At 48.7% G+C, this 25,960-nt stretch carries 44 protein-coding genes and 1 pseudogene; 39 read left to right on the forward strand and 6 right to left on the reverse strand.

From position 1 onward, the window contains the following. The 34 genes from J1784_RS01365 to J1784_RS01530 all read left to right on the forward strand — a co-directional run. On the forward strand, positions 1-118 hold a 118-nt coding region (locus J1784_RS01365), incomplete at its 5' end, for an EF-Tu C-terminal domain-related protein (RefSeq protein ID WP_445482723.1). 146 nt (positions 119-264) lie between these two features. Continuing rightward, positions 265-459, forward strand: a complete 195-nt coding sequence (gene bfd, locus J1784_RS01370) for a bacterioferritin-associated ferredoxin (protein WP_056778102.1) — start codon at positions 265-267, stop codon at positions 457-459. 85 nt (positions 460-544) lie between these two features. Next, complete coding sequence (gene bfr, locus J1784_RS01375) at positions 545-1,030, forward strand: bacterioferritin (RefSeq protein WP_217147734.1); 486 nt, start codon at positions 545-547, stop codon at positions 1,028-1,030. A gap of 527 nt (positions 1,031-1,557) precedes the next feature. Beyond that, the gene (rpsJ, locus tag J1784_RS01380) at positions 1,558-1,869 is read left to right on the forward strand and encodes a 30S ribosomal protein S10 (RefSeq protein ID WP_009639175.1); all 312 of its coding nucleotides are present in this window, start codon (positions 1,558-1,560) and stop codon (positions 1,867-1,869) included. Between the two features lie 33 nt (positions 1,870-1,902). After that, positions 1,903-2,532, forward strand: coding sequence for a 50S ribosomal protein L3 (rplC, locus tag J1784_RS01385; RefSeq protein WP_013573687.1), 630 nt, complete (start codon positions 1,903-1,905; stop codon positions 2,530-2,532). A gap of 16 nt (positions 2,533-2,548) precedes the next feature. Then, complete coding sequence (gene rplD / locus J1784_RS01390; protein ID WP_009639177.1) at positions 2,549-3,154, forward strand: 50S ribosomal protein L4; 606 nt, start codon at positions 2,549-2,551, stop codon at positions 3,152-3,154. Beyond that, complete coding sequence (rplW, locus tag J1784_RS01395) at positions 3,151-3,453, forward strand: 50S ribosomal protein L23 (protein ID WP_120135146.1); 303 nt, start codon at positions 3,151-3,153, stop codon at positions 3,451-3,453. Before rplD ends, rplW begins: the two co-directional genes overlap by 4 nt. Positions 3,454-3,471: 18 nt before the next feature. Next, positions 3,472-4,296 carry a 50S ribosomal protein L2 gene (rplB, locus tag J1784_RS01400; RefSeq protein WP_112288137.1) on the forward strand — a complete coding sequence of 275 codons (825 nt, stop codon included), beginning with the start codon at positions 3,472-3,474 and terminating at the stop codon, positions 4,294-4,296. A gap of 14 nt (positions 4,297-4,310) precedes the next feature. Beyond that, entirely contained in the window at positions 4,311-4,589 is a 279-nt protein-coding gene (gene rpsS / locus J1784_RS01405; protein ID WP_004929772.1) for a 30S ribosomal protein S19, read from the forward strand. Between the two features lie 14 nt (positions 4,590-4,603). Further along, complete coding sequence (rplV, locus tag J1784_RS01410) at positions 4,604-4,936, forward strand: 50S ribosomal protein L22 (RefSeq protein WP_004391423.1); 333 nt, start codon at positions 4,604-4,606, stop codon at positions 4,934-4,936. Positions 4,937-4,953: 17 nt separating this feature from the next. Further along, positions 4,954-5,652, forward strand: coding sequence for a 30S ribosomal protein S3 (rpsC, locus tag J1784_RS01415; protein ID WP_013573691.1), 699 nt, complete (start codon positions 4,954-4,956; stop codon positions 5,650-5,652). 12 nt (positions 5,653-5,664) lie between these two features. Beyond that, a complete protein-coding gene (gene rplP / locus J1784_RS01420) occupies positions 5,665-6,075 on the forward strand; it encodes a 50S ribosomal protein L16 (protein WP_009639183.1) in 411 nt (136 codons plus the stop codon). After that, complete coding sequence (rpmC, locus tag J1784_RS01425; protein ID WP_013573692.1) at positions 6,075-6,266, forward strand: 50S ribosomal protein L29; 192 nt, start codon at positions 6,075-6,077, stop codon at positions 6,264-6,266. The genes rplP and rpmC overlap by 1 nt, the downstream gene beginning before the upstream one ends. After that, positions 6,266-6,520, forward strand: a complete 255-nt coding sequence (gene rpsQ, locus J1784_RS01430) for a 30S ribosomal protein S17 (RefSeq protein WP_014333604.1) — start codon at positions 6,266-6,268, stop codon at positions 6,518-6,520. Before rpmC ends, rpsQ begins: the two co-directional genes overlap by 1 nt. A 170-nt stretch (positions 6,521-6,690) precedes the next feature. Then, positions 6,691-7,062, forward strand: coding sequence for a 50S ribosomal protein L14 (rplN, locus tag J1784_RS01435; protein ID WP_008457164.1), 372 nt, complete (start codon positions 6,691-6,693; stop codon positions 7,060-7,062). A gap of 10 nt (positions 7,063-7,072) precedes the next feature. Next, on the forward strand, positions 7,073-7,387 hold the full coding sequence (rplX, locus tag J1784_RS01440) for a 50S ribosomal protein L24 (protein ID WP_095923752.1): 315 nt from the start codon (positions 7,073-7,075) through the stop codon (positions 7,385-7,387). 14 nt (positions 7,388-7,401) lie between these two features. Then, positions 7,402-7,941, forward strand: coding sequence for a 50S ribosomal protein L5 (rplE, locus tag J1784_RS01445; protein ID WP_013573695.1), 540 nt, complete (start codon positions 7,402-7,404; stop codon positions 7,939-7,941). Between the two features lie 13 nt (positions 7,942-7,954). Next, positions 7,955-8,260 (forward strand): 30S ribosomal protein S14, encoded by a 306-nt coding sequence (gene rpsN / locus J1784_RS01450; protein WP_013573696.1) that lies wholly within the window; start codon positions 7,955-7,957, stop codon positions 8,258-8,260. Between the two features lie 33 nt (positions 8,261-8,293). Continuing rightward, positions 8,294-8,686, forward strand: coding sequence for a 30S ribosomal protein S8 (rpsH, locus tag J1784_RS01455; RefSeq protein WP_013573697.1), 393 nt, complete (start codon positions 8,294-8,296; stop codon positions 8,684-8,686). Positions 8,687-8,699: 13 nt separating this feature from the next. Further along, on the forward strand, positions 8,700-9,233 hold the full coding sequence (gene rplF, locus J1784_RS01460) for a 50S ribosomal protein L6 (RefSeq protein ID WP_112288138.1): 534 nt from the start codon (positions 8,700-8,702) through the stop codon (positions 9,231-9,233). Positions 9,234-9,242: 9 nt separating this feature from the next. Next, positions 9,243-9,596: a 50S ribosomal protein L18 gene (rplR, locus tag J1784_RS01465; RefSeq protein WP_013573699.1), complete on the forward strand. Its 354-nt coding sequence runs from the start codon at positions 9,243-9,245 to the stop codon at positions 9,594-9,596. Positions 9,597-9,610: 14 nt separating this feature from the next. Then, positions 9,611-10,111, forward strand: coding sequence for a 30S ribosomal protein S5 (gene rpsE / locus J1784_RS01470; RefSeq protein ID WP_013573700.1), 501 nt, complete (start codon positions 9,611-9,613; stop codon positions 10,109-10,111). Positions 10,112-10,117: 6 nt separating this feature from the next. Beyond that, positions 10,118-10,297 (forward strand): 50S ribosomal protein L30, encoded by a 180-nt coding sequence (rpmD, locus tag J1784_RS01475; RefSeq protein ID WP_013573701.1) that lies wholly within the window; start codon positions 10,118-10,120, stop codon positions 10,295-10,297. 3 nt (positions 10,298-10,300) lie between these two features. Continuing rightward, positions 10,301-10,735, forward strand: a complete 435-nt coding sequence (gene rplO, locus J1784_RS01480) for a 50S ribosomal protein L15 (protein ID WP_013573702.1) — start codon at positions 10,301-10,303, stop codon at positions 10,733-10,735. Between the two features lie 7 nt (positions 10,736-10,742). Beyond that, positions 10,743-12,074 (forward strand): preprotein translocase subunit SecY, encoded by a 1,332-nt coding sequence (gene secY / locus J1784_RS01485; RefSeq protein ID WP_013573703.1) that lies wholly within the window; start codon positions 10,743-10,745, stop codon positions 12,072-12,074. Between the two features lie 33 nt (positions 12,075-12,107). Beyond that, complete coding sequence (gene rpmJ / locus J1784_RS01490) at positions 12,108-12,224, forward strand: 50S ribosomal protein L36 (RefSeq protein ID WP_002227352.1); 117 nt, start codon at positions 12,108-12,110, stop codon at positions 12,222-12,224. A gap of 148 nt (positions 12,225-12,372) precedes the next feature. Beyond that, positions 12,373-12,729: a 30S ribosomal protein S13 gene (gene rpsM, locus J1784_RS01495; RefSeq protein ID WP_013573704.1), complete on the forward strand. Its 357-nt coding sequence runs from the start codon at positions 12,373-12,375 to the stop codon at positions 12,727-12,729. A 17-nt stretch (positions 12,730-12,746) separates the two neighbouring features. Continuing rightward, complete coding sequence (gene rpsK / locus J1784_RS01500) at positions 12,747-13,136, forward strand: 30S ribosomal protein S11 (protein ID WP_004929731.1); 390 nt, start codon at positions 12,747-12,749, stop codon at positions 13,134-13,136. Positions 13,137-13,166: 30 nt separating this feature from the next. Further along, positions 13,167-13,787 carry a 30S ribosomal protein S4 gene (gene rpsD, locus J1784_RS01505; protein ID WP_112288139.1) on the forward strand — a complete coding sequence of 207 codons (621 nt, stop codon included), beginning with the start codon at positions 13,167-13,169 and terminating at the stop codon, positions 13,785-13,787. Positions 13,788-13,812: 25 nt separating this feature from the next. Beyond that, entirely contained in the window at positions 13,813-14,802 is a 990-nt protein-coding gene (locus tag J1784_RS01510; protein ID WP_002919219.1) for a DNA-directed RNA polymerase subunit alpha, read from the forward strand. Positions 14,803-14,842: 40 nt separating this feature from the next. Continuing rightward, positions 14,843-15,232, forward strand: a complete 390-nt coding sequence (gene rplQ, locus J1784_RS01515; RefSeq protein WP_013573706.1) for a 50S ribosomal protein L17 — start codon at positions 14,843-14,845, stop codon at positions 15,230-15,232. 265 nt (positions 15,233-15,497) lie between these two features. Then, positions 15,498-15,770 carry a DnaJ family domain-containing protein gene (locus J1784_RS01520; protein ID WP_420803944.1) on the forward strand — a complete coding sequence of 91 codons (273 nt, stop codon included), beginning with the start codon at positions 15,498-15,500 and terminating at the stop codon, positions 15,768-15,770. Between the two features lies 1 nt (position 15,771). After that, a complete protein-coding gene (gene zntR / locus J1784_RS01525; RefSeq protein WP_217147735.1) occupies positions 15,772-16,185 on the forward strand; it encodes a Zn(2+)-responsive transcriptional regulator in 414 nt (137 codons plus the stop codon). A 101-nt stretch (positions 16,186-16,286) separates the two neighbouring features. Further along, positions 16,287-16,487, forward strand: coding sequence for an alternative ribosome-rescue factor A (locus tag J1784_RS01530; RefSeq protein WP_217147736.1), 201 nt, complete (start codon positions 16,287-16,289; stop codon positions 16,485-16,487). Positions 16,488-16,521: 34 nt separating this feature from the next. Here the strand turns inward: J1784_RS01530 and mscL are convergent, their stop codons facing one another. The 5 genes from mscL to def form a co-directional block, all read right to left on the reverse strand. Beyond that, entirely contained in the window at positions 16,522-16,938 is a 417-nt protein-coding gene (mscL, locus tag J1784_RS01535; RefSeq protein WP_120509959.1) for a large-conductance mechanosensitive channel protein MscL, read from the reverse strand. 124 nt (positions 16,939-17,062) lie between these two features. Then, the gene (trkA, locus tag J1784_RS01540) at positions 17,063-18,439 is read right to left on the reverse strand and encodes a Trk system potassium transporter TrkA (protein WP_217147737.1); all 1,377 of its coding nucleotides are present in this window, start codon (positions 18,437-18,439) and stop codon (positions 17,063-17,065) included. 59 nt (positions 18,440-18,498) lie between these two features. Continuing rightward, positions 18,499-19,788 (reverse strand): 16S rRNA (cytosine(967)-C(5))-methyltransferase RsmB, encoded by a 1,290-nt coding sequence (gene rsmB / locus J1784_RS01545; protein WP_217147738.1) that lies wholly within the window; start codon positions 19,786-19,788, stop codon positions 18,499-18,501. Between the two features lie 75 nt (positions 19,789-19,863). After that, positions 19,864-20,823: a methionyl-tRNA formyltransferase gene (fmt, locus tag J1784_RS01550; RefSeq protein ID WP_217147745.1), complete on the reverse strand. Its 960-nt coding sequence runs from the start codon at positions 20,821-20,823 to the stop codon at positions 19,864-19,866. 1 nt (position 20,824) lies between these two features. Then, on the reverse strand, positions 20,825-21,337 hold the full coding sequence (def, locus tag J1784_RS01555; protein ID WP_217147739.1) for a peptide deformylase: 513 nt from the start codon (positions 21,335-21,337) through the stop codon (positions 20,825-20,827). A 128-nt stretch (positions 21,338-21,465) separates the two neighbouring features. Between def and dprA the strand changes: the two are divergent. The 5 genes and pseudogenes from dprA to aroE all read left to right on the forward strand — a co-directional run bounded on the left by dprA (position 21,466) and on the right by aroE (position 25,059). Then, positions 21,466-22,635, forward strand: a pseudogene (gene dprA, locus J1784_RS01560) (DNA-protecting protein DprA). Then, entirely contained in the window at positions 22,607-23,080 is a 474-nt protein-coding gene (locus tag J1784_RS01565; RefSeq protein ID WP_217147740.1) for a DUF494 family protein, read from the forward strand. Before dprA ends, J1784_RS01565 begins: the two are co-directional and overlap by 29 nt. Before the next feature lie 25 nt (positions 23,081-23,105). Further along, a complete protein-coding gene (locus J1784_RS01570) occupies positions 23,106-23,666 on the forward strand; it encodes a DNA topoisomerase family protein (RefSeq protein WP_217147741.1) in 561 nt (186 codons plus the stop codon). Next, positions 23,659-24,228, forward strand: coding sequence for an L-threonylcarbamoyladenylate synthase type 1 TsaC (gene tsaC, locus J1784_RS01575; RefSeq protein WP_217147742.1), 570 nt, complete (start codon positions 23,659-23,661; stop codon positions 24,226-24,228). The genes J1784_RS01570 and tsaC overlap by 8 nt, the downstream gene beginning before the upstream one ends. A 9-nt stretch (positions 24,229-24,237) precedes the next feature. Continuing rightward, positions 24,238-25,059 carry a shikimate dehydrogenase gene (gene aroE, locus J1784_RS01580; protein WP_217147743.1) on the forward strand — a complete coding sequence of 274 codons (822 nt, stop codon included), beginning with the start codon at positions 24,238-24,240 and terminating at the stop codon, positions 25,057-25,059. 53 nt (positions 25,060-25,112) lie between these two features. Here aroE and J1784_RS01585 read toward each other — a convergent pair whose 3' ends face one another. After that, positions 25,113-25,652: a gamma carbonic anhydrase family protein gene (locus J1784_RS01585; protein ID WP_217147744.1), complete on the reverse strand. Its 540-nt coding sequence runs from the start codon at positions 25,650-25,652 to the stop codon at positions 25,113-25,115. Positions 25,653-25,960 lie beyond the last annotated feature (308 nt).

Below are 25,960 nucleotides of genomic sequence, written 5' to 3' on the forward strand. Positions count from 1 at the left end.
CGTAAACATGGTTGTTACCCTGATCCACCCAATCGCGATGGATGACGGTCTGCGTTTCGCAATCCGTGAAGGCGGCCGTACTGTAGGTGCTGGTGTTGTTGCTAAAGTTATCGCTTAATCGCTGATAATTAAGAGCAAAAAAAGGGTGCTTCGGCACCCTTTTTTATTGCCTAAAATTTGAGGGTAAAAGAGTAAAAACTACATTTGCAATAATAACCATTCTCATTTACAGTTAGTGTAAGATTTATACGAAGTGTGGTTTATATGTACGTGTGTTTGTGCAATTCAGTAAGTGATAAAACAATCAGACAGGCCGTCAGACGTTACCAGCCGCAAACGTTTCAGCAGTTAAGAAATTTTGTTCCAGTAGGAACCCAATGTGGCAAATGTGTCCGCGCGGCACGCCAGATAATGGAAGATGAATTACAGCAAATTCCTGAGTTCAAAAACATTGCGTAAAAATACTTAGCTTAAAAGTGTGCCTTTTCTTTGACTTACTCTGTACCGGATCTACTCTTTAGATACCGGAACGGAGGAGTTACCTATGAAAGGCGATAAAAAAGTCATTGCTCATCTCAACAAACTTCTTGGAAATGAACTGGTTGCCATCAATCAGTATTTTCTTCATGCCCGCATGTTCAAAAACTGGGGCTTAATGCGTCTGAATGGTATCGAGTATCATGAGTCGATAGACGAAATGAAACATGCCGATATTTATATTGAACGCATATTGTTCCTCGAAGGTATCCCCAATCTGCAAGACCTTGGCAAACTGAACATCGGTGAAGACGTTGAGGAAATGCTGAAATCAGATTTAGTGCTCGAACTGGAAGGTGCTAAAGATCTGCGAGAAGGGATTGCCTATGCAGATTCTGTCCACGATTATGTCAGCCGCGATATCATGATTACTATTCTGGCTGACGAAGAGCATCATATTGACTGGCTGGAAACTGAAATCGAATTGATTGGACGCATAGGTCTTCAAAACTACATTCAGTCACAGTTGAAAGAAGAATCCCAAAGCCACTAGCTTATACCCTGATGATTGCATCGGCCAGATAACGTCGCTTTTCTGGCTGATGTAGATAATCCAATTCGCTGCCCGTAAAAAAACACCTAATGCATAAGCACTGTTCTGCTCATGCCTTCTCCTGACTGAACATTCCTTGAGTTCTCCCCAAAACCGACACTTCTTCTGACCTTACGAAAATCTCATCCCCGTACAACGAATCTTATCTGTAAAGATTTGGCCATATCGGCTGCCGAATAAACTAGAAATGAGCCTGTGAGTCATGAAAAGGGAGGGCAACATCGCGCAAAATAAAAGCAATACTTGATGAAAGCTTGTTGCTAATTCCCCGTGTTTACGTATAATGCGCGGGCTTACCTAATATTGGTAAGCCTGATTCGATAAGAATCGGTGGCCAGTAAGTTTACTTACCGGTCGACAATACTCCCGATATGGGGGTTATGTTAAGAACGATTACACTCTCCCATCAATCGAAATGGGTATGAGGAGTAATCATTTACGTTTAAAATAATTGGAGCTCTGGTCTCATGCAGAACCAAAGAATCCGTATCCGCCTGAAAGCGTTTGATCATCGTCTGATCGATCAATCAACTGCGGAAATCGTTGAGACCGCGAAGCGCACTGGTGCGCAAGTTCGTGGTCCAATCCCGCTGCCGACCCGCAAAGAGCGCTTTACCATTCTGATTTCTCCGCACGTCAATAAAGATGCGCGCGATCAGTATGAGATTCGCACTCACAAGCGTCTGGTTGACATCGTTGAGCCAACCGAGAAAACCGTTGATGCTCTGATGCGTCTGGATCTGGCTGCTGGTGTAGACGTGCAGATCAGCCTGGGTTAATCAGGGTCATTGAGCGATTGAGAGGTTGAAACAATGATTGGTTTAGTCGGTAAGAAAGTGGGTATGACTCGTATCTTCACAGAAGATGGCGTTTCTATCCCTGTAACCGTTATCGAAATTGAAGCAAACCGCGTTACTCAGGTCAAAGACCTGGACAACGACGGTTACCGTGCTGTGCAGGTTACTACTGGTAGCAAAAAAGCTAACCGTGTAACCAAACCAGAAGCGGGTCACTTCGCTAAAGCTGGCGTAGAAGCTGGCCGCGGTCTGTGGGAATTCCGCCTTGCAGAAGGTGAAGAGTTCACTGCAGGTCAGAACATTAGCGTCGAAATTTTCGCAGACGTTAAGAAAGTTGATGTTACCGGTACTTCTAAAGGTAAAGGTTTTGCTGGCACAGTTAAGCGCTGGAATTTCCGTACCCAAGACGCTACCCACGGTAACTCCTTGTCTCACCGCGTTCCGGGTTCTATCGGTCAGAACCAGACTCCGGGCAAAGTGTTCAAAGGCAAGAAAATGGCAGGCCAACTGGGTAACGAGCGTGTAACCGTTCAAAGCCTGGACGTAGTACGTGTTGACGCTGAGCGCAACCTGCTGCTGGTCAAGGGTGCTGTTCCGGGTGCAACCGGTGGCAACCTGATCGTTAAACCTGCTGTTAAGGCTTAACGTCGAGGAGATAGGAATGGAATTAGTAGTGAAAGACGCGCAGAGCGCGCTGACTGTTTCCGAAACTACCTTCGGGCGTGATTTCAATGAAGCGCTGGTACACCAGGTCGTTGTTGCTTATGCAGCAGGTGCCCGTCAAGGTACTCGCGCTCAGAAGACCCGTGCTGAAGTAACCGGTTCCGGTAAAAAACCTTGGCGTCAGAAAGGTACTGGCCGTGCGCGTGCAGGTTCTGTAAAGAGCCCGATCTGGCGTTCCGGTGGTGTAACCTTCGCTGCAAAGCCACAGGACCACAGTCAAAAAGTAAATAAAAAGATGTACCGCGGCGCGCTGAAAAGCATCCTGTCCGAACTGGTACGTCAAGATCGTTTGATCGTTGTCGAGACGTTCTCTGTAGAAGCGCCTAAAACTAAGCTGCTGGCACAGAAACTGAAAGACATGGCTCTGGAAGACGTGCTGATTGTAACTGGCGAAGTCGACGAGAATCTGTTCCTGGCCGCACGCAACCTGTACAAGGTTGACGTTCGCGATGTAGCAGGTATCGATCCAGTAAGCCTGATCGCCTTCGACAAAGTAGTTATGACTGCTGACGCTGTGAAGCAAGTTGAGGAGATGCTGGCATGATTCGTGAAGAACGTCTGCTGAAAGTGCTGCGCGCGCCGCACGTTTCTGAAAAAGCGTCTGCTGCGATGGAAAAGAACAACACCATCGTTCTCAAAGTTGCCAAAGACGCGACTAAAGCGGAAATCAAAGCTGCGGTTTCGAAACTGTTTGAAGTCGAAGTCGAAGATGTGAACACCTTGCTTGTTAAAGGCAAAGTTAAACGTCACGGTCAGCGTGTTGGTCGTCGTAGCGACTGGAAAAAAGCTTACGTAACCCTGAAAGAAGGCCAGAATCTGGACTTCATCAGCGGCGCTGAGTAAGTCGGAGGAGTAAGAACAATGGCAATTGTTAAATGTAAACCTACATCTCCGGGTCGTCGCCACGTTGTTAAAGTGGTTAACCCTGAGCTGCACAAGGGTAAACCTTATGCTCCGCTGCTTGAAAAACTGAGCAAAAGCGGTGGCCGTAACAACAATGGCCGTATCACCACCCGTCATATCGGTGGTGGCCACAAACAGCATTATCGTCTGGTTGACTTCAAACGCAACAAAGATGGTATCGCTGCAGTGGTTGAGCGTCTGGAGTACGATCCGAACCGTTCCGCGAACATCGCGCTGGTTCTGTACAAAGACGGCGAACGCCGTTACATCCTGGCGCCGAAAGGCCTGAAAGTGGGTGACCAGATCCAATCTGGTGTTGATGCTGCAATCAAGACAGGTAACACCCTGCCTATGCGCAACATCCCAGTAGGTTCAACGGTTCACAACGTAGAAATGAAACCAGGTAAAGGCGGCCAGATGGCTCGCTCAGCCGGTGCCTACGTTCAGATCGTTGCTCGTGACGGTTCCTACGTAACTCTGCGTCTGCGCTCTGGCGAAATGCGTAAAGTTCAGATCGATTGCCGCGCCACCTTAGGTGAAGTCGGTAACTCTGAACACATGCTTCGCGTTCTGGGTAAAGCAGGTGCTGCTCGTTGGCGTGGTATTCGTCCTACCGTTCGCGGTACTGCGATGAACCCAGTCGATCACCCACACGGTGGTGGTGAAGGTCGTAACTTTGGTAAGCACCCGGTAACTCCGTGGGGCGTTCAAACCAAAGGTAAGAAGACCCGTAGCAACAAGCGTACTGATAAATTCATTGTACGTCGCCGTAGCAAAAAATAATTAGAGGATAAGCCATGCCACGTTCTCTCAAGAAAGGTCCTTTTATTGACCTGCACTTGCTGAAGAAGGTAGAGAAAGCGGTGGAAAGCGGTGACAAGAAGCCTTTGCGCACTTGGTCCCGTCGTTCAACGATCTTTCCTAACATGATCGGTTTGACCATCGCTGTCCATAATGGTCGTCAGCACGTACCAGTATTTGTTTCCGATGAAATGGTCGGTCACAAACTGGGTGAATTCGCGCCGACTCGTACTTATCGCGGCCATGCGGCTGATAAAAAAGCTAAAAAGCGCTAAGGTAGGAGGAAGAGATGGAAACTATAGCTAAACATCGCCACGCTCGTTCTTCTGCTCAGAAGGTTCGCCTTGTTGCTGACCTGATTCGCGGTAAGAAAGTGTCGCAAGCTCTGGAAACTCTGGCCTACACCAACAAGAAAGCTGCTGGTCTGGTTAAGAAGGTGCTGGAGTCTGCCATTGCTAACGCAGAACACAACGATGGCGCTGACATCGATGATCTGAAAGTCACGAAGATTTTCGTAGACGAAGGCCCAAGCATGAAGCGCATTATGCCGCGTGCTAAAGGTCGTGCAGATCGCATTCTGAAGCGCACCAGCCACATTACTGTGGTTGTGTCCGATCGCTGAGACTCTGGAGACTAGCAATGGGTCAGAAAGTACATCCTAATGGTATTCGACTGGGTATTGTCAAACCTTGGAACTCTACTTGGTATGCAAATACCAAAGATTTCGCTGACAACCTGGACGGCGACTTTAAAGTTCGTCAGTTCCTGACTAAGGAATTGGCGAAAGCTTCCGTTTCTCGCATCGTTATCGAGCGTCCAGCGAAGAGCATCCGTGTGACTATTCACACTGCTCGTCCTGGCATCGTTATCGGCAAGAAAGGTGAAGATGTCGAAAAACTGCGTAAGGTCGTAGCGGATATCGCTGGCGTTCCTGCGCAGATTAACATCGCCGAAGTCCGTAAACCGGAACTGGACGCAAAATTGGTTGCTGACAGCATCACTTCACAGCTGGAACGTCGTGTTATGTTCCGTCGTGCTATGAAGCGTGCAGTACAGAACGCAATGCGTCTTGGCGCTAAAGGTATCAAAGTTGAAGTAAGCGGCCGCCTTGGCGGTGCTGAAATCGCGCGTACCGAATGGTACCGTGAAGGTCGTGTTCCGTTGCATACTCTGCGTGCGGATATCGATTACAACACATCTGAAGCGCACACCACTTACGGTGTAATCGGCGTTAAGGTATGGATCTTCAAAGGTGAGATCCTGGGTGGTATGGCTGCAGTTGAACAACCGGAACCGGCTGCTCAACCTAAAAAGCAGCAGCGTAAAGGCCGCAAGTAAGGAGAGTCGCTGATGTTACAACCAAAGCGTACAAAATTCCGTAAGGTGCACAAGGGCCGCAACCGTGGTCTTGCGCAAGGTACGGATGTGAGCTTCGGCACTTACGGTCTGAAAGCTGTTGGCCGTGGTCGTCTGACTGCTCGTCAAATTGAAGCAGCACGTCGTGCGATGACCCGTGCAGTTAAGCGTCAAGGTAAGATCTGGATCCGAGTATTCCCGGACAAACCGATCACCGAGAAACCGCTCGAAGTTCGTATGGGTAAAGGTAAAGGCAACGTAGAGTATTGGGTTGCTTTGATCCAGCCTGGTAAAGTCCTGTACGAAATGGACGGTGTGCCTGAAGAGCTGGCTCGTGAAGCCTTCCAGCTGGCAGCAGCCAAACTGCCTATCAAAACCACCTTTGTAACTAAGACGGTGATGTAATGAAAGCACAAGAGCTGCGCGAAAAAAGCGTGGAAGAGCTGAACACTGAGTTGCTGAACCTTTTGCGTGAGCAGTTTAACCTGCGCATGCAAACGGCAAGCGGCCAGTTGCAGCAAACACACCTGTTGAAGCAAGTGCGTCGTGATGTTGCACGTGTGAAAACTTTACTGACTGAAAAGGCGGGTGCGTAATGACTGACAAGATCCGTACTCTGCAGGGTCGTGTAATCAGTGACAAAATGGAAAAATCCATTGTTGTTGCGATTGAACGTGTGGTGAAACACCCGATTTACGGTAAGTTCATCAAACGTACGACCAAATTGCACGTACATGACGAGAACAATGAATGTGGTATCGGCGACGTTGTGGAAATCAGCGAATGCCGTCCACTGTCTAAGACTAAGTCTTGGACCTTGGTTCGCGTTGTAGAGAAAGCGATTCTGTAATACAGTAGCGCCTCTCGAAAATAGATAAACGGCTCATGTACGTGGGCCGTTTATTTTTTCTACCCATAATCGGGAACCGGTGTTATAATGCCGCGCCCTCATATTGTGGGGATTTCTTAACGACCTATCCTGGGTCCTAAAGTTGTAGTTGACATTAGCGGAGCACTAACATGATCCAAGAACAGACTATGCTGACCGTGGCCGACAACTCCGGTGCACGTCGCGTAATGTGTATCAAGGTTCTAGGTGGCTCGCACCGTCGCTACGCAGGCGTCGGCGACATCATCAAAATTACCATCAAGGAAGCAATTCCTCGCGGTAAGGTGAAGAAAGGCGATGTGCTGAAGGCGGTAGTGGTGCGCACCAAGAAGGGTGTTCGTCGCCCGGACGGTTCTGTCATTCGCTTCGATGGTAATGCATGCGTTATTTTAAATAATAACAGCGAGCAACCAATCGGCACGCGTATTTTTGGGCCGGTAACTCGTGAACTGCGTAATGAGAAGTTCATGAAAATTATCTCTCTGGCACCAGAAGTACTCTAAGGAGCGAACCATGGCAGCGAAAATCCGTCGCGATGACGAAGTTATCCTGCTTACCGGTAAAGATAAAGGTAAGCGCGGTAAAGTAAAAAATGTCCTGTCTTCTGGCAAGGTCATTGTTGAAGGTATCAACCTGGTTAAAAAACATCAGAAGCCTGTACCGGCCCTGAACCAACCAGGTGGCATCGTTGAAAAAGAAGCTGCAATCCCGGTTTCTAACGTTGCTCTCTTCAACACGGCTACTGGCAAGGCGGACCGTGTAGGCTTTAGATTCGAAGACGGCAAAAAAGTCCGTTTCTTCAAATCTAACAGCGAAACTATCAAGTAATTTGGAGTAGTACGATGGCGAAACTGCATGATTACTACAAAGACGATGTCGTAAAAAAACTCATGGCTGAGTTTGGTTACAATTCTGTCATGCAAGTCCCTCGGGTCGAGAAGATCACCCTGAACATGGGTGTTGGTGAAGCGATCGCTGACAAGAAACTGCTGGATAACGCAGCAGCTGACCTGGCAGCAATCTCCGGTCAAAAACCGCTGATCACCAAAGCACGCAAATCAGTTGCAGGCTTCAAAATCCGTCAGGGCTATCCGATCGGCTGTAAAGTAACCCTCCGCGGCGAACGCATGTGGGAGTTCTTTGAGCGTCTGGTCTCCATTGCTGTACCACGTATTCGTGACTTCCGCGGCTTGTCTGCTAAGTCTTTCGATGGTCGTGGTAACTACAGCATGGGCGTGCGTGAACAGATCATCTTCCCGGAAATCGATTATGATAAAGTCGATCGCGTTCGTGGTTTAGATATTACTATCACCACTACTGCGAAATCCGATGATGAAGGCCGTGCATTGCTGACAGCCTTTAACTTCCCGTTCCGCAAGTAAGGCAGGGTTACTAATGGCTAAGCAATCCATGAAAGCACGCGAAGTCGTTCGCGTAAAACTGGCTGATAAATACCGCGCTAAACGCGAGGAATTGAAAGCTATTATCTCTGGTGTGAACTCATCCGACGAAGATCGTTGGGATGCAGTTCTTAAGCTGCAGTCTCTGCCGCGTGATTCCAGCCCGTCTCGTCAGCGTAACCGCTGCCGTCAAACTGGTCGTCCGCACGCTTTCCTGCGGAAGTTCGGGTTGAGCCGTATTAAGGTCCGTGAAGCCGCTATGCGCGGTGAAATTCCGGGTCTTAAGAAGGCTAGCTGGTAATTGTCACCAATTGAATCACGGGAGTAAAGACAGATGAGCATGCAAGATCCGATCGCGGATATGCTGACCCGTATCCGTAACGGTCAAGCCGCGAACAAAGTTGCGGTCACCATGCCTTCCTCCAAGCTGAAAGTGGCTATTGCCAACGTGCTGAAGGAAGAAGGCTATATTGAAGAATTTAAAATCGAAGGCGACGCCAAACCTGAACTGGAATTAGTACTTAAGTACTTCCAGGGCAAGGCAGTGGTAGAAAGCATTCAACGTATCAGCCGTCCAGGTCTGCGCATCTACAAGAAAAAAGATGAGCTGCCAAAAGTTATGGCCGGTATGGGTATCGCTGTTATTTCTACCTCTAAAGGTGTTATGACCGATCGTGCAGCTCGCCAGGCTGGTCTTGGTGGCGAGATTATCTGCTACGTAGCTTAATTGGGAGGAAAGAATGTCTCGTGTTGCAAAAGCACCCGTCGTCATTCCTGCCGGCGTAGAGGTAAAACTCAACGGTCAGGTTATTTCGATTAAGGGTAAAAACGGCGAGCTGTCACGTACTATCCATGACGCTGTTGTAGTTAAACAGGAAGAAAATGCACTGACTTTCGCTCCACGCGAAGGCGCTGCAGACGGTTGGGCCCAAGCGGGTACCACTCGTGCACTGTTGAACTCTATGGTTGTAGGTGTTACCGACGGCTTCACTAAAAAGCTTCAACTGGTAGGTGTTGGTTATCGTGCTGCTGTTAAAGGCAACGTGGTGAATTTAGCTTTAGGCTTCTCTCACCCGGTCGATCACCAACTGCCGGAAGGCATTACTGCAGAATGTCCGACCCAAACCGAAATCGTGCTGAAAGGCGCTGATAAACAGGTTATCGGTCAGGTTGCTGCGGATTTACGTGCCTACCGTCGTCCTGAGCCTTATAAAGGCAAGGGTGTCCGTTACGCCGACGAAGTCGTGCGTACCAAAGAGGCTAAGAAGAAGTAAGGTAACACTATGGATAAGAAATCTGCTCGTATCCGTCGTGCGACCCGCGCACGCCGCAAGCTCAAAGAATTGGGTGCGACCCGTCTGGTGGTACATCGTACCCCGCGTCATATTTACGCACAGGTCATCGCACCAAACGGTTCTGAAGTAATAGTTGCTGCATCTACTGTAGAAAAAACTATCACTGAGCAACTGAAGTATACCGGCAACAAAGATGCTGCCACTGCTGTAGGTAAAGCTATCGCAGAACGCGCATTGGAAAAAGGGATCACGAAAGTATCCTTTGACCGTTCCGGTTTCCAATATCATGGTCGAGTCCAGGCACTGGCAGATGCTGCCCGTGAAGCTGGCCTTCAGTTCTAAGGAAGAGGTTTAAGATGGCTCACATCGAAAAACAAGCTGGCGAACTGCAGGAAAAGCTGATCGCGGTAAACCGCGTATCTAAAACCGTAAAAGGTGGCCGTATCTTCAGCTTTACCGCACTGACAGTAGTTGGTGATGGTAACGGTCGCGTTGGTTTTGGCTACGGCAAAGCACGCGAAGTTCCGGCAGCGATCCAGAAAGCGATGGAAAAAGCCCGTCGCAACATGATGAATGTCGCGCTGAACAGCGGCACCCTGCAGCATCCTGTTAAAGGTGCTCATACGGGTTCCCGTGTGTTCATGCAGCCGGCTTCCGAAGGTACCGGTATTATCGCCGGTGGTGCAATGCGCGCCGTCCTGGAAGTTGCAGGGGTTCATAACGTATTGGCTAAAGCTTATGGTTCCACCAACCCGATCAACGTGGTTCGTGCAACTATCGATGCTTTGGCAAATATGAAATCCCCACAAATGGTCGCTGCCAAGCGTGGTAAATCCGTTGAAGAAATTCTGGGGTAATTAACCATGGCAAAGACTATTAAAGTTACACAAACTCGCAGTTCCATTGGCCGTCTGCCGAAGCATAAAGCTACTCTGCTGGGCCTGGGTCTGCGTCGTATTGGTCACACCGTTGAGCGCGAGGATACTCCTGCTGTACGCGGTATGATCAACCTGGTTTCCTACATGGTTAAGGTTGAGGAGTAAGAGATGCGTTTAAATACTCTGTCTCCGGCTGATGGTGCCAAACAAGCGCCAAGGCGTGTAGGTCGTGGTATTGGTTCTGGCCTGGGTAAAACCGGCGGTCGTGGTCACAAAGGTCAGAACTCACGTTCTGGTGGTGGCGTACGTCGTGGTTTTGAAGGTGGTCAGATGCCTTTATATCGTCGTTTGCCGAAATTCGGCTTCACCTCCCGCAAAGCTATGATCACGGCAGAAGTTCGTCTGTCTGAACTGGCTCTGGTGGAAGGCGACGTGATCGACCTGAACGCGCTGAAAGCCGCTAACGTAGTTGGTATCCAGATCGAGTTCGCGAAAGTAATCCTTTCTGGCGAAGTTGGTCGTGCGGTAACTCTGCGTGGTTTGCGTGTCACCAAAGGCGCTCGTGTTGCTATCGAAGCTGCTGGCGGTAAAATTGAGGAATAAGTAGCAGATGGCTAAGCAACCGGGATTAGATTTTCAAAGTGCCAAGGGTGGACTAGGCGAACTGAAGCGCAGACTTTTGTTTGTTATCGGTGCGCTGATTGTTTTCCGTATCGGCTCTTTTATTCCGATCCCTGGTATTGATGCCACTGTACTTGCCAAATTGCTCGAGCAGCAAAGAGGTACCATCATTGAAATGTTTAACATGTTCTCTGGTGGTGCCCTTAGCCGTGCTTCAATCTTTGCTCTGGGGATCATGCCGTACATTTCGGCGTCGATCATTATCCAGCTGTTAACGGTGGTTCATCCAGCGTTAGCAGAAATTAAGAAAGAAGGGGAGGCTGGCCGTCGTAAGATTAGCCAGTACACCCGTTACGGTACGCTGGTATTGGCAGTGTTTCAGTCGATAGGTATTGCTACCGGTCTGCCGAACATGCCTGGTATGCAGGGCCTGGTGTTAAATCCAGGCTTTGCGTTCTACTTTACCGCAGTTGTGAGCTTAGTGACTGGGACAATGTTCCTGATGTGGCTGGGTGAGCAGATTACTGAACGAGGTATCGGTAACGGTATTTCGATCATTATCTTTGCTGGTATCGTAGCGGGGCTCCCGCCGGCGATTGCACATACTATCGAACAAGCTCGGCAAGGCGACCTGCACTTCCTCCTGTTGCTGTTGGTTGCAGTTTTAGTGTTTGCAGTGACTTTCTTTGTGGTGTTTGTTGAACGTGGTCAACGTCGTATCGTCGTTAACTACGCTAAACGCCAACAAGGTCGTCGTGTCTATGCAGCACAGAGCACGCACTTACCGTTGAAAGTGAACATGGCCGGGGTTATCCCAGCGATCTTCGCTTCCAGCATTATTCTGTTCCCTGCCACGATTGCATCATGGTTTGGGGGCGGGACTGGTTGGAACTGGCTGACTACGATTTCGCTGTATTTGCAGCCTGGACAACCGCTTTATGTGTTACTCTATGCGACTGCAATCATCTTCTTCTGTTTCTTTTATACTGCGTTGGTGTTCAACCCGCGTGAGACAGCAGATAACCTGAAGAAGTCCGGTGCATTTGTACCAGGAATTCGTCCGGGAGAGCAAACGGCGAAGTACATCGATAAAGTAATGACTCGTTTAACCTTAATTGGTGCGATGTATATTACTTTCATCTGCCTTATCCCGGAGTTCATGCGTGACGCGATGAAAGTTCCATTCTACTTTGGTGGTACTTCTCTACTTATCGTAGTCGTCGTTATCATGGACTTTATGGCTCAAGTGCAAACTCTGATGATGTCAAGTCAGTATGAGTCTGCATTGAAGAAAGCAAACCTGAAAGGCTATAACCGCTAATCTGGTGAGTTTGCGAAGTTACGGAGAGTAAAAATGAAAGTTCGTGCTTCCGTCAAGAAATTATGTCGTAACTGCAAAATTGTTAAGCGTAACGGTGTCGTTCGCGTAATCTGCAGTGCAGAACCGAAGCATAAACAGCGTCAAGGCTGATTATCTCGCATATTTTTCTTGCAAAGTTGGGTTGAGCTGGCTAGATTAGCCAGCCAATCTTTTGTATGTAAGCAGCAATACTATTTGAGTATCCTGAAAACGGGCTTTTCAGAATGGTGTTGCCGTATATAAATAGTAGGAGTGCATAGTGGCCCGTATAGCAGGCATTAACATTCCTGATCAGAAACATACCGTGATCGCATTAACTTCGATCTACGGCATCGGTAAAACCCGCTCACAGTCTATCTGTGCTGCATCCGGTATTGCTGAAAATGTTAAGATCAGTGAGCTGTCTGAAGAGCAAATCGAAAAACTGCGTGACGAAGTTGCCAAGTTCATTGTTGAAGGTGATCTGCGTCGTGAAGTCACCCTGAGCATCAAGCGTCTTATGGACCTTGGGACTTATCGTGGTTTGCGTCATCGTCGTGGTCTTCCAGTACGCGGTCAGCGTACCAAGACTAACGCACGTACCCGTAAGGGTCCGCGTAAACCGATCAAGAAATAATCGGGGTGATTGAATAAATGGCAAAGGCACCTGTTCGTACACGTAAACGTGTAAGAAAACAAGTCTCTGACGGCGTGGCTCATATCCATGCTTCTTTCAACAACACCATTGTTACCATTACCGATCGTCAGGGTAATGCTTTGGGTTGGGCAACAGCTGGTGGTTCCGGTTTCCGTGGTTCTCGTAAATCCACTCCGTTCGCAGCTCAGGTTGCAGCAGAGCGCTGCGCTGACGCAGTGAAAGAATACGGTATCAAGAATCTGGAAGTTATGGTTAAAGGACCTGGTCCTGGTCGTGAGTCTACTATCCGCGCATTAAACGCGGCTGGTTTCCGCATCACTAATATTACTGATGTGACTCCTATCCCTCATAACGGTTGTCGTCCGCCGAAAAAGCGTCGCGTATAACGCTGCTTTTAGGTTTGTTGGAGAGAGAAAATGGCAAGATATTTGGGTCCTAAGCTCAAGCTTAGCCGTCGTGAGGGCACAGATTTATTCCTTAAATCTGGCGTTCGCGCGATCGATACCAAGTGTAAAATTGAACAAGCTCCTGGTCAGCATGGTGCGCGTAAACCGCGTCTGTCTGACTATGGTGTGCAGTTACGTGAAAAGCAAAAAGTTCGCCGTACTTACGGTGTTCTGGAGCGCCAGTTCCGTAACTATTACAAAGAAGCAGCACGCCTGAAGGGCAACACTGGTGAAAACCTGTTGCAACTGCTGGAAGGTCGTTTAGACAACGTCGTTTATCGTATGGGCTTCGGCGCTACTCGTGCAGAATCGCGCCAGTTAGTTAGCCACAAAGCTATCATCGTAAATGGTCGCGTTGTTAACATCGCTTCTTATCAGGTATCTCCGAATGACGTTGTCAGCATCCGTGAGAAAGCTAAAAAGCAATCTCGCGTGAAGGCCGCTTTGGAGTTGGCTGAACAGCGTGAAAAGCCGACTTGGCTTGAAGTTGATGCTGCTAAGATGGAAGGTGTGTTCAAGCGTATGCCTGAACGTACTGATCTGTCTTCCGACATTAACGAACACCTGATCGTCGAGCTTTACTCCAAGTAAAGCTTAGTACCAAAGAGAGGACACAATGCAGGGTTCTGTGACAGAGTTTCTAAAACCGCGCCTGGTAGATATCGAGCAAGTCAGTTCGACGCACGCCAAGGTGACCCTTGAGCCTTTAGAACGTGGCTTTGGCCATACTTTAGGCAACGCACTGCGCCGTATTCTGCTTTCATCCATGCCGGGTTGCGCGGTGACCGAGGTTGAGATTGATGGTGTACTGCATGAGTACAGCACCAAAGAAGGCGTACAGGAAGATATCCTGGAGATCCTGCTCAACCTGAAAGGGCTGGCGGTGAGAGTTCAAGGTAAAGATGAAGTTATTCTTACCCTGAATAAGTCTGGCATTGGCCCTGTGACTGCAGCCGACATTACCCATGATGGTGATGTCGAAATCGTCAAGCCGCAACATGTCATCTGCCACCTGACCGATGAGAACGCTGCTATCAGTATGCGTATCAAAGTTCAGCGCGGTCGTGGTTATGTGCCGGCGTCTGCCCGAATTCATTCGGAAGAAGATGAGCGCCCAATTGGTCGTCTGTTAGTAGACGCATGCTACAGCCCTGTAGAGCGAATTGCCTACAATGTTGAAGCAGCGCGTGTAGAACAGCGTACTGATTTGGACAAGCTGGTTATCGAAATGGAAACCAACGGTACGATCGATCCTGAAGAGGCGATCCGTCGTGCGGCAACCATTCTTGCTGAACAACTTGAAGCTTTCGTTGATTTACGTGATGTACGTCAACCGGAAGTCAAAGAAGAGAAGCCGGAATTCGATCCAATCCTGCTGCGCCCTGTTGACGATCTGGAATTGACTGTCCGCTCTGCTAACTGCCTTAAGGCAGAAGCAATCCACTACATCGGTGATCTGGTACAGCGTACCGAGGTTGAGTTACTTAAAACACCTAACCTGGGTAAAAAATCTCTTACTGAGATCAAAGACGTACTTGCGTCCCGTGGTTTGTCTCTGGGCATGCGCCTGGAAAACTGGCCACCAGCAAGTATTGCTGACGAGTAACCGGATCACAGGTTAAGGTTTTACTGAGAAGGATAAGGTCATGCGCCATCGTAAGAGTGGTCGTCAACTGAACCGTAACAGCAGCCACCGACAGGCTATGTTCCGTAACATGGCCGGCTCTTTGGTTCGTCATGAGATCATCAAGACGACCCTGCCGAAAGCGAAAGAGCTGCGTCGCGTTGTTGAGCCGCTGATTACTCTTGCCAAGACCGACAACGTTGCAAATCGTCGTCTGGCATTCGCCCGTACTCGTGATAACGAGATCGTGGCAAAACTGTTTAATGAACTGGGCCCGCGTTTCGCGAGCCGTGCCGGTGGTTACACTCGTATTCTTAAGTGTGGCTTCCGTGCAGGCGACAATGCGCCGATGGCATACATCGAGCTCGTTGATCGTGCAGAGTCAAAAGCAGAAGTAGCAACTGCTGAATAATCTGTAGATGCATGAAAAGACCGGGCTTATGCCCGGTTTTTTTACATCTGAAATTTGGCCTCCTCGGTTTCCACATTCCCGGCACAATTGAACCTGAATTCCCTCCCCTTTCGCGCTAAGCTGCAAGTATGATTTATGATGATCCTTTAATTACTTCAAAGGCAATATCATGTTCCTGATTGACCAGTGGGTAGAAAAGCACATCAAAGATGCTCAGTAAAAGGGTGACTTTGATAATCTGCCTGGCAATGGACAACCCATCATTCTGGACGATGACAGTGCTGTGCCGGAAGACTTAAGGGTAGCCTATCGCATCTTAAAAAATGCAGGCTATTTACCACCGGCACTTCAGGACAGAAAGGAAGCTATTGCGTTGGATCATTTGCTGCAAACTCTGGAAAACGATGACCCGCAGTTTGCAGCTGCTGAAAAACGACTCAGGGTTCTTCAATTAAGATTGCAGCAGGAGGGTATGAATACCGCCTTTTTGCATGGGCATTATAAAGATGCGCTGTGGGATAAATTCAGGGGCAAATAGCATGTACCAAATAGGTGAACTGGCCGGACTGGCCAATGTTTCTGCGGATACTGTTCGCTATTATGAAAAGCAGGGAATGATGAGCCCTGGTACACGTAATCCTTCGGGGTACCGTCAGTATGATGATAATGATTTGCAGCGGCTTCGCTTTATTCGCTATGCCAAATCAACAGGATTTACACTCGACGCTATCAAGGAGCTGCTATCAATTCGCATAGATCCTTTGCATCATACTTGCCAGGAATCCAAAGCCATTGTGGATGAACGGCTTGCGGAGGTTGAGTTCAAATTACTGGAACTGACTCAAATGCGCGAGTCGCTAAAAAGACTGAGTGCTGCCTGCTGCGGTTCGGCGCATACCAGTGCAAGTTGTTCTATTTTAGAAGCTTTAGAGGATGGTGCAGGTAAGGTGTAGCCTGAACTTTTCAGTCATTATATACCGCTTTCGGACAGATAGTTTTAGCAGTATGATGTGCGCGGAATTTGTCCAAACTGTATTTAACATATCGAGGATTTATGACCCAGTATAAGCATCAAAAAGGTGTTATTCAGGATAATGCGTTGCAGGCTCTTCTCCATGACCCACTATTTAAACAACGTGTTGAGAAGAACCAGAAAGGTAAAGGGAGTTATCGTCGTAAAGAGAAGAATGGGAAGGGGAGTTATCTGGAGGGCAGTGTTGAGTGTTCAGTCGAATATTCAACACTGCCCTTCTAATCTCAGTCAGAGTTTACCTGGCTGACTTTAACTTCTAGAGCCTTGGTGTCTGTTGCTCTTTCAGCAAATCACGAATTTCCGCCAGCAATGTTTCTTCTGCCGTTGGCTTTGGCGGTGCTGCCGGAGCATCTTCCTGCTTACGACGCATCTTGTTCATCAGCGTGATTGCCAGGAATATTGCCAGTGCCACGATGACGAAATCAAAAACGTTCTGAATAAATACGCCGTAATGCATAACTACAGCTGGCGTCGCCCCCTGAGCTTCTCTCAGAACGAAAGCAAACTGCTTAAAATCTACGCCGCCAATCAGTAATCCCAGTGGGGGCATAATAATATCGGCGACGAATGATGACACTATTTTGCCAAATGCTGCACCGATGATAACACCCACAGCAAGGTCAACCACGTTGCCACGCATGGCAAACTCACGAAACTCTTTCATAAAACTCATAAAACACTCCTTGGCAAATTCATCAAATGTGTCAAAACAAGTAAAGACCATTTGTAGAGTCTTCGCTACAAAAGTTCTCATCCGAAATCTAATTAGCGGAATTTCTTATATGCACCATCGCCAATTATAAGAAGAACGGACTTGGCTGGAACAGTCGCTCCACATCCCTGACAAATTTCTTGTCAGTAATGAACATAACAACGTGATCACCTTGTTGGATCCTGCTGGTACCGTTGGCAATGATTACGTCATTCCCGCGAACAATCGCGCCAATGGTAGTACCTGGTGGAAGTTTGATTTGTTCAACGGTTCGTCCCACCACTTTCGAGGTGGTTTCATCGCCATGAGCGATGGCTTCAATAGCTTCCGCAACACCGCGGCGCAGCGAAGAAACGCTGACAATATCAGCTTTCCTGACATGCCCCAGTAATGCCGAAATCGTGGCCTGCTGGGGCGAAATCGCAATATCAATTACGCTGCCCTGAACCAAGTCCACGTAAGCGCTGCGCTGAATAAGCACCATGGCTTTCTTCGCGCCCATCCGCTTAGCCAGCATGGCAGACATAATGTTAGCTTCATCGTCATTGGTGAGGGCAATGAAAACATCGACCTGTTCGATATGCTCTTCAGCCAGAAGCTCCTGATCCGAAGCGTCTCCATAGAAAACGATGGTGTCTTGCAAAAGCTCAGCAAGCTCAGCGGCGCGTTGTTGGTCACGCTCGATGAGTTTTACGCTGTAATTTTTCTCAAGTCGCTGCGCCAGACCGGCGCCCACATTGCCACCGCCAACGATCATAATCCGCTTATAAGGCTTTTCCAGTCTCTGAAGTTCGCTCATAACTGCGCGAATATGCTGTGAAGCTGCTACAAAGAAAACTTCATCACCTGCTTCAATGATAGTCGAACCCTGAGGGCGGATTGGACGATCCTGACGGAATATTGCGGCCACTCGCGTTTCAATATGCGGCATGTGTTCGCGCATAGATGAAAGCGCGTTACCGACCAATGGGCCGCCATAATAGGCTTTGACCGCTGCGATACTGACCTTTCCTTCAGCAAAATTTACAACCTGAAGCGCACCAGGATACTCAATGAGTTTGTAGATATAGTCTGTGACTAATTGCTCCGGGGAAATCAGATGGTCGATTGGAACTGCTTCTGGCAGGAAAAGCTTTTCTGATTCGCGGATGTATTCTGTTGAACGAATGCGCGCTATACGATTGGGCGTGTTAAACAGCGAATAAGCTATCTGGCAGGCAACCATATTGGTTTCATCAGAATTGGTCACGGCGACCAGCATATCTGCATCTTCGGCGCCGGCCTCACGCAATACGCGCGGATGAGAGCCGTGACCCTGCACCACACGCAGATCGAATTTATCCTGAAGCTGACGTAACCGGACGGTATTGGTGTCGACAACGGTAATGTCGTTGTTTTCACCCACCAGATTTTCGGCGAGTGTCCCACCAACCTGCCCGGCACCGAGAATTATTATTTTCATATGACTCTCTGTTTTGCCTCAACGCTATCAACCAGCATCACTGCAGCTGATAGAAATGTTTAGCTTTTGATAAGTTTAGCGTAATAAAAGCCGTCGCCATTTTCAGCATGAGGAAGATTTTGTCGTCCCGGATTTTCAAGCGTGCCCGTTTCGACCAATGTAGCATCCGGATGTGATTCCAGGAATGCAGCCACTTGCTGAGCGTTTTCGTCCGGCAATACTGAGCAGGTGGCATAGACAAGTACGCCCTTACTTTTCAGTCTTGGCCATACCGCTTCAAGGATTTCTCTTTGAAGACGTGCAAGTTCAGCGATATCACTGTCTCTGCGCAACCATTTAATATCAGGATGTCGGCGAATTACGCCCGTTGCAGAACAAGGTGCATCGAGCAATATGCGGTCGAAGATTCGATCACCCGCCCAAACCTGCGGCTCGCGGCCATCACCTTGTTTAACTTCAGCACTGAGTTTCAGGCGCTGAAGGTTTTCATGAACACGTTTCAAACGTTGTTCATCCACATCGACTGCCAGAACGTGAGCCTTTGGCGCAGCTTCCAGGATATGCGTTGTTTTGCCTCCCGGAGCACAGCACAAATCGAGGATCATCTCGCCATTCTGGGGATCCAGCAGATCAACGCTGCCTTGTGCCGATGCGTCCTGAACGGTAACCCAACCTTCCGCAAATCCGGGAAGCAGGTTGACCTGACAAGGCGTGACTAAGCGCAACGCATCACGGTATTCAGGATGTGCAACAGCTTCAATTCCAGCGCCGCTAAGCAATTGCAGATATTCATCACGGGTGTGATGCATGCGGTTTACGCGCAGCCACATAGGCGGTCTTTGGTTGTTCGCTTCCACAATGCTTTCCCACTGATCAGAATACGCTTTTTTGAGTCGGTTCAGTAACCAGCTTGGGTGAAGGTAGCGGCTGTCATTATTCGCCATGCGTTGCAACAGTTCTTCCTGCTGACGTTGGAACTGACGCAGCACCCCGTTGATCAAACCTTTTAGCTGAGGACGTTTCAGGGCAACAGCCCCTTCGACGGTTTCTGCCAAAACGGCGTGTGCCGGAATACGTGTATGTATTAGCTGATAAAGACCCACCATCAGCAAATAGTGCAAAGTTCTCTGTTTGCCGGTGAGAGGTTTGGCCATCAGTTGCTGCAAACACCATTCCAGCTGAGGAAGAACGCGTAAGGTGCCGAAGCAGAGTTCCTGAAGTAACCCGCGATCTTTGTCTGAGATATTTTTTTGCAGACCAGGAAGAACGGTCGAAAGAGAAAGACCTTTGTCCAAAACCTGGCTGATGGCTTGAGCTGCAATACTACGGAGATTATAGGCTGTTTTCATAGTCAAAAAAGCTGACCGAAGCCAGCATTATCAAAGAGATATGGCCCGAAGAGATATCGGGCGTAGTCGTGATGGTCAGGCTAAACGCGTGCCTTCGATAAACCATTCGCGACGAGAGTTCAGCAAGTCCTGAGCGGACATTGCCTTTTTACCCGAAGGTTGTAACTGGGTGATATTCAGAATGCCGTCAGATGTGGCGATCTGAATCCCCTTTTTGTCAGCAGAAATGATCGTCCCCGGCAATGCATCATATTGCGCTGCCAGACATTCTGCCTGCCAGACTTTCACCGGTTGATCATCAATCATAAAGAAGCTGACAGGCCATGGGTTAAACGCGCGAATACAACGTTCCAGTTGTTCGGCCGACAGGTTCCAGTCTAAACGGGCTTCTTCCTTGCTGAGTTTCTCAGCGTAGGTCACGTGCTCTTCGCTTTGAACTTCTGGTTTTGCTGTGCCGTTCTCCAGCTGCTTCAGCGTTTCAAGCATACCTTGCGGGCCCAGCTCAGCCAGCTTGTTGTAAAGCGAAGCGCTGGTATCATCCGGCAGGATGTCACATTTTACTTTGTGCAGCATATCGCCGGTATCAAGACCAACATCCATCTGCATGATGGTGACACCTGTTTTGACGTCTCCCGCCCACAATGAACGTTGGATTGGGGCAGCGCCACGCCAGCGTGGCAGAAGCGAACCATGGACGTTAATGCAGCCGAGCTTCGGCATTTCAAGTACGGCTTTCGGCAAGATCAAACCATAAGCCACGACCACCATGATGTCAGCCTCCAGCGCTGAAACCAGAGACTGATTTTCTTCTGGGCGGAGGGATTTCGGCTGAAAGACAGGGATGTCGTGAGTTTGGGCCAGAACCTTCACCGGACTGGCGGTCAGTTTATTACCGCGACCGGCAGGACGGTCAGGCTGAGTGAAAACGCCAACCACCTGATGTTCTGATGATAAAAGCGCGTCAAGATGACGCGCTGCAAAGTCGGGAGTACCGGCAAATATGATTCGCAAAGCAGTGTCCTGTGTTACACGAATATTAGTCAGCCCGTGCGTTCAGCTTGGCCATTTTTTCCATTTTCTGGCGGATGCGCTGACGTTTCAATGGGGACAAATAATCCACGAATAATTTACCCACCAGATGATCCATTTCATGCTGGATACAGATCGCCAGCAAGTCATTAGCTTCAAGCTCAAAGGTTTTACCGTCGCGATCAAGCGCGCGGACTTTGACTTTCTCGGCACGTGGCACGAGAGCCCGTTGATCAGGGATCGACAGACAGCCTTCTTCAATCCCTGTTTCGCCGCTTTTTTCCAGCAATTCAGGGTTGATGAGAACAAGACGTTCGTCGCGATTTTCAGAGACATCAATCACGATAATGCGCTGATGAATGTCTACCTGAGTCGCAGCCAGGCCAATACCTTCTTCTGCATACATGGTTTCAAACATATCATCCACGATCTGCTGAATTTCGGCGTTAACTTCTTTGACCGGTTTTGCAGTAATGCGAAGCCGCTCGTCTGGGAAATGTAATATCTGTAATACGGACATATTTTTCTGGATCTTTATTCAAATGATTGAAGATATATAGACTCTATTCTAGACATTTCCCGCTGCGATTGACAGCATCCTCTGCCAATTGAATCAGTCGCTGAAAGGCATTAAGCAAGGAAAGCACTATGACATTACAGGAAGTGTGGATACGTTTGTCGCGGGTTAAACGCCTGGATGCGGGGCTGGCTGAAGGAATTATCCATGCATTATTTAGAAATGGAATATATTCCTCCTCTGTATTAATACGTTGCGGGCTATCAGAAGAACAAATCGCGGACTTCCGACACTGTAATGCGCAATGGGTCGCAGAATCTCTGAGATGGCTGGAGGGTGAGCATCACCATCTGATTACTTTTGGCAGCGCGTTGTATTAAGCTTTGCTGGCACAGATATCTTCTCCACCGCTAATTTTGTTCGTTGAAGGGAACCCCGATCTGTTGTCCTCGCCTCAAATTGCGATAGTCGGGAGTCGTGAATTCACTCATTACGGCGAACAATACGCGCAGGTCTTTGCCAGCGGGCTGGTAAATAGCGGTTTTATCGTAACGAGCGGTCTGGCAATGGGGATTGACGGAATCAGTCACCGCGCAACGCTTGAGGCACAGGGCAAAACGATAGCTGTCCTGGGAAGCGGATTACTGAAATGTTATCCGCCCCGGCATTCGGCGTTAGCTCAGCAAATTCTTGAAACCGGAGGCGCACTAGTCTCCGAGCATTTAGTGACAGCGCCGCCCCTCGCTGCGCACTTTCCTCGCCGTAACAGGATCATTAGTGGATTAAGCGCCGGTGTGCTGGTCATCGAGGCAACATTGCGTAGTGGATCACTTATCACTGCCCGGTATGCGCTGGAACAGGGAAGAGAAGTTTTCGCCCTTCCGGGACCATTGGGCAGTGTGACTTCAGAAGGCACGCACTGGCTTATTCAGCAGGGCGCATATCTGGTGACGGAGCCTAACGATATTGCCGAGCATATTGGCAGCGGACTGACCTGGTTTCCTGATATTCGTGCCTCAGAATCTTTCAAAAAGCCTGTTAACAACAGTTCAGAGGCGCCAGAGACGATTATTTGTGCGCAAGATAGCGAAGTTGAATTGCCATTTGCTGATGTGTTGGCTAACGTAGAATATGAGGTGACATCTGTTGACGTCGTCGCCGAACGTGCCGGCCAACCTGTGCCAGAAGTGGTAGGTAAGCTACTCGAGCTGGAGTTAGCAGGATGGATCGCAGCTGTATCCGGCGGCTATGTCCGAATTAAGAGGGCAAGCCATGTTCGACGTACTAATGTACTTATTTGAAACTTACATTCACAACGAAGCGGAGATGAATGTTGACGAGGATAGGTTAACGGATGACTTGACCGAAGCTGGTTTCCACCGGGCCGATATTCACAATGCGTTGAGTTGGCTTGAAAAACTTGCGGATATGCAAGAGGGTGGAACCCCATCTTATATGCTGGATTCCGATCCTTCAGCATTACGTATTTACACCGATGAGGAAACAAGTCGGTTAGATTGCAGTTGTCGTGGTTTTTTATTGTTCCTGGAACAGATCAAAGTACTGAACTTCGATACCAGAGAGATGGTTATCGATCGTGTTATGGCTCTGGACACTGAAGAATTCGATCTTGAGGATCTGAAGTGGGTCGTGCTGATGGTTCTCTTTAATATTCCCGGATATGAAAGTGCATATCAGCAAATGGAAGAGCTGTTGTTTGAGGTTAATGAAGGTTATCTGCATTAAGAGATAACAGGTAAAAAAGTAAGATATGACAAAAGCAGCACTTTTTGCTGAGAAGCAAAATGAATCCTGTCCGGAATGCGGGGCCGACCTGGTGATCCGTAGTGGTCGCCACGGCCCCTTTCTGAGTTGTTCATCCTATCCACAATGCCAGTATATTCGTCCTCTGAAATCTCAGGCTGATGGCCATATTGTGAAAATCCTGGATGGACAATTATGCCCTAAATGTGAGTCGACCCTGGTGCTGCGTCAGGGGCGTTATGGCATGTTTATTGGCTGTAGTCAGTATCCGGAATGTGACCATATTGAAGTGATAGATAAACCGGAAGAAACCAGCCTGGGGTGTCCGCAATGCGGAAAGGGACGTTTGTTGCAGCGAAAATCACGTTTTGGCAAAGTGTTTCATGCCTGCGATCGTTACCCGGATTGCCAGTTTGCCATCAATAACAAGCCGGTGGCGGGGGAATGCGTCCATTGCCATTACCCTTTATTGATGGAAAAGAAAACGGCGCAGGGTATTAAGCTATTTTGTGCCAGTAAATTGTGCGGTAAAACCGTAGAAATTAAAGATAACGAACAAGATGAATAAAAGCTTAGAAAAATCACTTACCCTCGTGCTTCACGCGCTGCGTGAACAGCAAGTTGTTGCTTATCCGACTGAAGCCGTCTTTGGTCTTGGTTGTGATCCGGATAGCGAACAGGCTGTCGATGCGCTTTTGGCGCTAAAAAAGCGGCCAAAAGATAAAGGTCTTATTCTGATTGCTGATAATTATCAGCAACTTCTCCCTTATATAGATGACTCCGCGCTTACTGAACAACAATTGGCGCATATCTGGTCATTCTGGCCGGGCCCGGTAACGTGGGTTATGCCCGCTAAATCGTCTACACCAGAGTGGTTAACCGGACGTTTTGCCTCTCTGGCGGTGCGGGTTACCGATCATCCGCTGGTTAAAGAACTTTGTCAGAAATTTGGCAAACCGCTGGTGTCTACCAGTGCGAATCTCAATGGCGAGCCGCCATGCCGGCTGCCAGATGAAGTCCGGTTCCAATTCGGGGATAATTTCCCGGTGCTTGATGGCGATGTCGGCGGAAGAGAAAATCCATCAGAAATTCGGGACGCCCTTACCGGCAACCTGATCCGTCAAGGTTAAAGGAAGAAAGTGATGCCATCATTCGCGGTATTTGGGAATCCGATTGGTCACAGTAAATCCCCTCGTATTCATGCGTTGTTTGCCAGCCAGACCGGAGTCGATCATACCTATGGCACCGTGCTGGCGCCGCATGAAGAGTTTGAAGAAACGCTGCGAACCTTTTTTGAAGGCGGAGCCCGTGGAGCAAATATCACCGTGCCTTTTAAAGAGCGCGCTTTTGCTGAGTCGGATGAACTGACTGATCGTGCTGCAATGTCCGGTGCTGTGAATACCCTGAAAAAGCTCGAAGACGGGCGATTGCTCGGGGACAATACTGATGGCATTGGTATGTTGAGTGACCTTGAACGGCTGGCGCTTTTGAAGCAAGGAGACCGGGTTTTATTGATCGGTGCCGGTGGCGCTGCCCGAGGGGTGATACTTCCTTTGCTGTCTCATGGCTGTTCAGTGGTTGTTACTAACCGGACGTTTGAACGCGCACAGCACCTGAGTCATATCTTCGAAGAGAAAGGAGATATCCGGGCGATTGCGCTAACCTCTCTGGCTGATGAATCTTTTGATCTCATCATTAATGCTACTGCGTCGGGTATTAAAGGTGAGATCCCTGCGATCCCTGAAAAAGTGCTGACCGCGCAGACTCGAGTCTACGATATGTATTATCAGGCAGGTTTAACGCCTTTCCTTATCTGGGCTAAAAATAACGGGGTAACGGGTTATGCGGATGGATTGGGAATGCTGGTGGGGCAAGCGGCCCATGCTTTCTATCTGTGGCATGGTGTTATGCCTGAGATCGAACCTGTGCTGGAACAGTTAAAGAAAGACCTGCTGGCTTAACCGGTAATGCCTGAACAGTATGTATGTTCCTGTTCAGGCAACGCTCTTCTTTATTAGTCCTGAGAAAGGTAGAGGTCTTTCCAGGTCACATAGTTATTCGAAGAATATGTCAGTCCTGCCAGTTCCTCAGACGTCAGTTCCCGTATCTGCTTAACCGGGCTGCCTAAATAGAGATAACCGCTTTCGAGGGTTTTCCCTGGCGGAACCAGACTTCCGGCGCCAATCATTACATCATCCTCAACGATCGCACCGTCCAGCAATATCGATCCCATTCCTACCAGCACCCGGTTTCCGATAGTACAACCATGCAGCATGGCCTTATGACCGACGGTAACGTCCTCTCCAATAATAAGAGGATTGCCTTCAGGTTTATGCCGCGACTGGTGAGTGACATGTAGCACGCTTCCATCCTGTACATTGGTTCTGCAGCCGATCACGACATTATTCACATCACCCCGTATTACCACCAGCGGCCAGATACTGACATCATCGGCCAGATCCACATCACCAATCACTACACTGGAGGGATCAACCATGACTCTTTCTCCTAATGTTGGCGTTAATCCCTGATAAGCACGTAAAGCCTGAGACATCTGAAGTACCCCATAAGTGAGTTTTGACCTTGGCAATATAGTTCGGGTCGGTGGAAATACCAATTTGAGCTCAACCAGATTGGCGTGAAAACCAGCGGATCGAGCGAGATCTCCGCGAAAGGGTTGAAAAACACGCAGTCGATCCTTTTATTCGAAAAAAGGCTTGTGCAAAAAATTCGGATCCCTATAATGCCGCTCCATCGACAGGGAACAACGTGAACAACATCACGAAGTCACCGGGTCGGAAAGATTAAAAACAGCGGCAACCGAATGAAATAAACGGTTGACACTGAATGAGGAAAGCGTAA

This window comes from Rahnella ecdela (assembly GCF_019049625.1).
In the GTDB taxonomy this organism is placed as follows: Bacteria; Pseudomonadota; Gammaproteobacteria; order Enterobacterales; family Enterobacteriaceae; genus Rahnella; species Rahnella ecdela.